Below are 6,593 nucleotides of genomic sequence, written 5' to 3'. Positions count from 1 at the left end.
AGATTCAACTCGCCGCCCCCCCCCGCCGGGTCCGGGGTGGGGGTCGGGTATTGGCGGCGGGCTTCGTTGACCGGGGCACGCTTTGTGGCGTGCCCGTTCGGTGCGCCGGGGCAACGGATGTATCGCAGCGGGGATTTGGTGCGTTGGCGCGCTGATGGGCAGCTGGACTATCTGGGCCGCGCTGATGAGCAGGTCAAGATCCGCGGGTACCGCATCGAACTCGGCGAAATCCGCGCAGCACTATCGGAATTGGAAGGGGTAGAGCAGGCGGCGGTGATCGCCCGCGAGGACCGCCCGGGCGACAAACGCCTGGTTGGCTATATCACCGGCACCGCCGACCCGACCGAAGCGCGCAGCGTGCTGGCCGAGCGGCTGCCCGCCTACATGGTTCCGGCCGCGATCGTGGCGCTGGACAACCTGCCGTTGACCCCCAACGGCAAACTCGACAGCCGCGCGTTGCCGGCGCCGGAATACACCGCCGGCGAGTACCGCGCGCCCACTAACGCGGTCGAGGAGATCGTCGCCGGCATCTACGCTCAAGTGCTGGGGCTCGAGCGGGTCGGCGTTGACGACTCCTTCTTCGACCTCGGCGGCGATTCCCTGTCGGCGATGCGCCTGATCGCGGCGATCAATTCCGCCCTGGATGCCGGGCTTTCGGTTCGTACCCTCTTTGAGGCGCCGACGGTCGCCCGGGTGTCGCCGCGCATCGGTGGCGGTGCGGATCGGCTGGAGCCGTTGGTGGCAACTGAGCGGCCGCCGGTGCTTCCGTTGTCATTCGCGCAAAACCGGTTGTGGATCCTGGACCAGTTGCACGGCCCGTCACCGGTTTACAACATGCCGGCCGCGTTGCGGCTGAGTGGGCACCTTGATGCGCACGCATTGGCTGCGGCGTTGGGCGATGTGGTGGCCCGCCATGAAAGCCTGCGCACAGTGTTTGCCGTATCTGACGGGACACCGCAGCAGGTCGTGTTGCCCGCCGAGCGGGCCGACTTCGGTTGGGACGTCACTGATGCCACCGGCTGGCCGGCCCACCGGCTCGATGACGAGATTCAGACCGCGGCGCGCTACACGTTCGATCTGGCGAACCAGATCCCGTTGCGGGCGCAGCTTTTCCGCCTAGCCGAGGATGAGCACGTGCTGGTGGCGGTGGTGCACCATATCGCCGCCGATGGCTGGTCGTTGACCCCGTTGGTGCGCGATCTGGGCGTGGCCTATGCCAGCCGGTGTGCGGGACGCGCCCCGGATTGGGCGCCGCTGGCGGTGCAGTATGCCGATTACACGCTGTGGCAGCGCGCGCAGCTAGGGGAGCTCGACGACAGCGACAGTCCCATCGCCGCGCAACTGGCCTACTGGGAGGAAGCCCTCGCCGGGTTGCCCGAACGCCTCGAGCTGCCCACCGATCGGCCTTATCCGGCGGTGGCTGATCAGCGCGGCGCCACGGTGGCCGTCGACTGGCCGGCCGAGCTACAGCAACAGGTCGCCCGAGCGGCCCGGGAGCACAACGCGACCAGTTTCATGGTGGTGCAAGCGGCGCTGGCGGTACTGCTGGCAAAGTTGAGCGCCACTTCTGATGTGGCGGTGGGCTTTCCGATCGCCGGGCGGCGCGATCCTGCGCTCGATGAACTGGTCGGGTTTTTCGTCAACACCTTGGTGATGCGGGTGGATCTGGCTGGGGATCCCACGGTGGCTGAGTTGTTGGCGGCGGTTCGGGCGCGCAGTTTGGAGGCCTTCGAGCATCAGGACGTGCCCTTCGAGGTGTTGGTCGAGCGGCTCAACCCGACTCGCAGCCTGACCCATCACCCGGTGGTGCAGGTGCTGTTGGCCTGGCAGAACCTGCCTGGCCAGACCAACGACAATGTCGCCGGATTCTCCCTAGACGATCTGCAGGTGACCCCGCTGCCGATCGACACCCAAACGGCGCGTATGGATTTGACGTTCTCCCTCAGGGAGCGCTGGACCGACCAGGGTGCGCCGGCCGGCATAAAGGGCACGGTGGAATTTCGCACCGATGTGTTCGATGCGGCCAGCATCGAGGCGCTCCTCGAGCGGTTGCAACGGCTGCTGATGGCGATGACCGCCGCGCCCACCGCGCGGATATCGTCGGTCGATCTGCTCGACGAGCCCGAGCGTGCCCAGCTCGACACGTGGGGCAATCGGGCGGTGTTGTTCCAGCCGGTGACCGGCTCGTCGGTTCCGCAGTTGTTCGCCGCACAGGTGGCTCGCACCCCGCAGGCACCGGCGCTGACCTACAACGGCCGATCGATGACGTATCGCGAGCTTGACGAGGCGGCCAACCGGTTGGCGCATCTGCTCACCGCTCGGGGTGCTGGTCCGGAACAGTATGTGGCGCTGTTGTTTTCGCGGTCGGCTGAGGCGATCGTGTCGATCTTGGCGGTGCTCAAGACCGGAGCGGCCTATCTGCCGATCGACCCGGCGCTGCCCGCGAGCCGGATCGGCTTCATGCTCACCGACGCCCAACCGATCGTCGCGCTCACCACCACCGATCTGGCCGACCGACTAGACGAGTTCGCCCTGCCCGTCATCGACCTCAACGACCCGGCTGTGAATAACCAACCCGACACGGCACTGCCGCCGCCGAACCCCGATGACGTCGCCTACCTCATCTACACCTCGGGCACGACCGGAGTACCGAAGGGGGTGACGATCAGCCACCGCAACATCACCGGGCTGGTGCCATCGTTGGACCCCGGGCTGCTCGGCGCGGGCGTGTGGTCGCAGTGGCATTCCTATGCGTTCGACGTATCGGCGTGGGAGATCTTCGGCTCGCTACTACAAGGTGGGCGGCTGGTGGTGGTGCCCGATGACGTGGCCCGCGCCCCGGATGACTTCCACCGGCTGCTGGTAGCAGAACACGTCGACGTATTGAGTCAAACCCCGTCGGCGATGGGGATGTTGTCAGCCGAGGGGTTGGAGTCGACGGCGTTGGTAGTGGCCGGTGAGGCCTGCCCACCCGAATTGGTGGAGCGCTGGGCACCGGGGCGGGTGATGATCAACGCTTATGGCCCCACCGAAGCCACGATCTACGCAGCAATCAGCGCGCCGCTGACTCCGGGCTCGGCAGTGGTGCCGATTGGCTCGCCGGTGCCCGGCGCGGCGTTGTTCGTGCTCGATGGTTGGTTGCGGCCGGTGCCTCCCGGGGTGGTCGGGGAGTTGTACGTGGCCGGATCCGGGCTCGGATACGGATATATGCGCCGGGCCGGGTTGACCGGGTCGCGATTCGTGCCCTGCCCGTTCGGTGCTCCGGGACAACGGATGTATCGCACGGGCGATCTGGTGCGCTGGGTTGCCGATGGGCAGCTGGCGTATCTCGGCCGCGCCGATGAGCAGGTCAAGGTTCGCGGCTATCGCATCGAACTCGGCGAGATCCGCGCCGCACTATCCGAATTGGACGGCGTGCAGCAGGCGGTCGTCATCGCCCGCGAAGACCGGCCCGGCCAGAAACGCCTGGTGGGCTATATCACCGGCACCGCCAACGCGACCGAGGCCCGCACCCAGCTAGCTGATCGGTTGCCGGCCTACATGGTTCCGGCCGCGATCGTGGCTTTGGCCAAACTGCCGTTGACCCCCAACGGCAAACTCGACGCCCGCGCCCTGCCCGCCCCCGAATACACCGCCGGCGAATACCACGCTCCCACCAACGCGGTCGAGGAAATCCTCGCAGGCATCTACGCCCAGACCCTCGGACTCGAGCGGGTCGGCGTCGACGACTCCTTCTTCGACCTCGGCGGCGACAGCATCGCGGCAATGCAGGTGGTGGCAAGGGCCCGGGCCGCCGGCTTGGTGTGCCGCCCGCGCGATGTGTTCGTCGAGCAAACCGTCGCGCGGCTGGCAGCGGTCGCCACCTTGGCGACCGCTGCCTGCGGTCCGGTCGATGAAGGCGTCGGGCCGCTGCCGGCCACACCGATCATGTGTTGGCTTCGCGCGGTGGCGGGTCCGGTACAGCAGTTCAACCAGACGATGCTGATCCAAGCCCCTGCCGAGGTCAGCGAGGCCGACGCGGTGGTAGTGGTGCAGGCATTGCTGGATCGGCACGCCATGTTGCGCCTTCGCGTCGAAGAGGACGGGACGGGGGCCTGGTTGCTGGAGGTCCCCGAGGCCGGCTCGGTGAATGCGCGCGAATGCGTGCAATCGGTAGAGGTGTTTTCCGAGGAAGCGTTGGTGAGCGCGCGCTCGCGGCTCGACCCGGCCGCCGGGGCGATGGTCAGCGCGTTATGGGTAGCCGACACCAGCCAGCTGGTGCTGATCATCCACCATCTCGCGGTCGACGCGGTGTCGTGGTGGATTCTGCTGGAGGACCTCAACACCGCGTGGGCTCAGCACCGGAGTGGCCAGCCGGTCATATCAGCGGCGACCGGGACGTCATATCAGCGGTGGGCGTCGTTGCTGGTTGAGCATGCGCACCACCCGGCGGTCGTGGAACAGGCCGCGGTGTGGCGACATGTGGAGGATGCCCCGGCCGCGCTTCCCGCGGTATGCCCAGAGCGGGATACCTACGAAAGCGCCGGCCATCTGTCGGTGTCGCTGGATGCCGAGACCACCGGCATGCTGCTTGGTGAGGTGCCGGCGGCATTTCATGCCGGGGTGCACGACATCTTGTTGATCGCGTTCGGCTTGGCGGTGTCCGAATTTGTCGCCGCCGGTGGCACACCGATCGGCATCGACGTGGAGGGCCACGGGCGTCACGAAGAAATAGCCGCCGACGTGGACCTGTCGCACACCGTGGGCTGGTTTACCACCAAATACCCGGTGGCATTGGCGATGGGCGGGCTGTCCTGGGCACAGGTGCAGGCTGGCGATACCGCCCTAGGCGCGGTCGTCAAAGACGCCAAGGAACAGCTTCGCGCGATCCCCGACCCGCTGAGCTATGGCCTATTGCGCTACCTCAACCGCGACGTTGACCTCGCCGGGTCCAGCCCCCCGATCGGCTTCAACTATTTCGGGCGCCTGGGCGGGGCGACCGAAACAGCGAAGGCGTCCGCTGAGGCGTGGCGAATCGACCAAGAAGGCTTGGCATTGACCGGCGCCGCCGCGTCGATGCCCATGCCGCTGATGCACACCGTGGAGCTCAACGCCGTCACCGTCGCCGCCGACATCGGCGCGCGCCTGCACGCCAACTGGACGTGGGCGCCCTCGGCACTGGACCACGCCCAGGTCACCCGGCTCAACCAACTGTGGTTTGACGCCCTGGCCGGGATCTGCCAACACGTCAGACGCGGTGGGGGCGGATTCACGCCGTCGGATCTCGCACCGGTCTGCCTCAACCAACAGCAAATCGACGAACTGCAGCGCCAATTCGAGATTGTTGACGTGCTGCCACTGACGCCTCTTCAGCAAGGACTGCTCTTCCACGCCGGCACTGCGCAGGCCGATGACGATGTGTACGCGATACAGCTGGTCATCACGTTGGGCGGCCGGGTCGACCAGCACCGCTTACGCGATGCCGTGCAGACGGTGGTCAACCGACATCCGAACCTGGCGGCCCGGTTCTGCGACCAGTTCGACGAGCCGGTGCAGATCATCCCGGCCGACCCCGTAGTGCCATGGCGCTATCTCGACCTCGGCGCCGAAGACGTCGACGCCGGTGAGCAGATCCAGCGGCTCTGCGCCGCCGAGCGGGCCGCGGTCTACGACCTCGTCGAACAGCCGGCCTTCCGGGTGGCGTTGATCCGCGTCGCACCGGATCAGCATCGGTTCGTGCTGACCAACCACCACATCGTGCTCGACGGCTGGTCGATGCCGATCCTTCTGCGCGAAATATTCGCCAGCTATTACGGAGAGCGGCTGCCCGCGACGGTTCCGTATCGGACGTTGCTTACCTGGCTGGCGGATCGTGACATGGACGCCGCCCGCGCGGCCTGGCGCGAGGTGTTGGCCGGCTTCGACAGCCCCACATTGGTAGGACCGCCGGACCAGTTAGAGCTAGGGCAGCGAAGCACTCGATCGTTTAGGGTGCCCGCCGAGACGACCCGGGCCGTCAACGAGCTGGCGCGCTCCTGCCACACGACCGTGAACATTGTGCTGCAGGGCGCCTTCGCGCAGGTTTTATGCGGGCTGACCGGCCACCACGATGTCGCATTCGGCGCGGCGGTCTCGGGTAGGCCAGCCGAGGTGGCCGGCGCGGAATCAATGGTGGGCCTGTTCATCAACACGGTGCCGGTGCGGGCCCGCATCACCGCGACAACCACTACCGCCGAGTTGCTGGATCAACTGCAACGCGCTCACACCGACACCCTTGAGCACCAGCATCTGGCGCTAGGCGAAATCCACCGGATCACCGGTCACGAAAGACTGTTCGACACCTTCTTCGCATTTGAGAACTACCCGATCAGCACCGGTGTACCGGTGGGCGACAACGAGTTTGCCGTCACTGAATTCACCATCCACGAATCCACTCACTATCCGCTCACATTGCAAGCAGTGCCGGGAGCCGAACTGGAGATTCGCCTCGAGTTTCGTGCCGATGTGTTTGATGCGGCCAGCATCGAGGCGCTCGTCGGGCGGTTGTGGCGGGTGTTGGTGGGGATGACTGTTGCGCCCACTGCGCGGGTGTCGTCGGTGGATGTGGTTGATGA

At 66.5% G+C, this 6,593-nt stretch carries 1 protein-coding gene; it reads left to right on the top strand.

Annotated elements, in window-relative coordinates; all coding sequences use genetic code 11:
• Window positions 1–6,593: non-ribosomal peptide synthetase (locus AU185_RS13310; protein WP_156425518.1), on the top strand; the 6,593-nt coding region annotated here is incomplete at both ends.

The sequence above is a fragment of the Mycobacterium sp. GA-0227b genome (assembly GCF_001499855.1).
In the GTDB taxonomy this organism is placed as follows: domain Bacteria; phylum Actinomycetota; class Actinomycetes; order Mycobacteriales; family Mycobacteriaceae; genus Mycobacterium.
The sequence above is the reverse complement of the archived record's forward strand: the minus strand, read 5'-3'. Positions and strand labels throughout refer to the sequence as shown.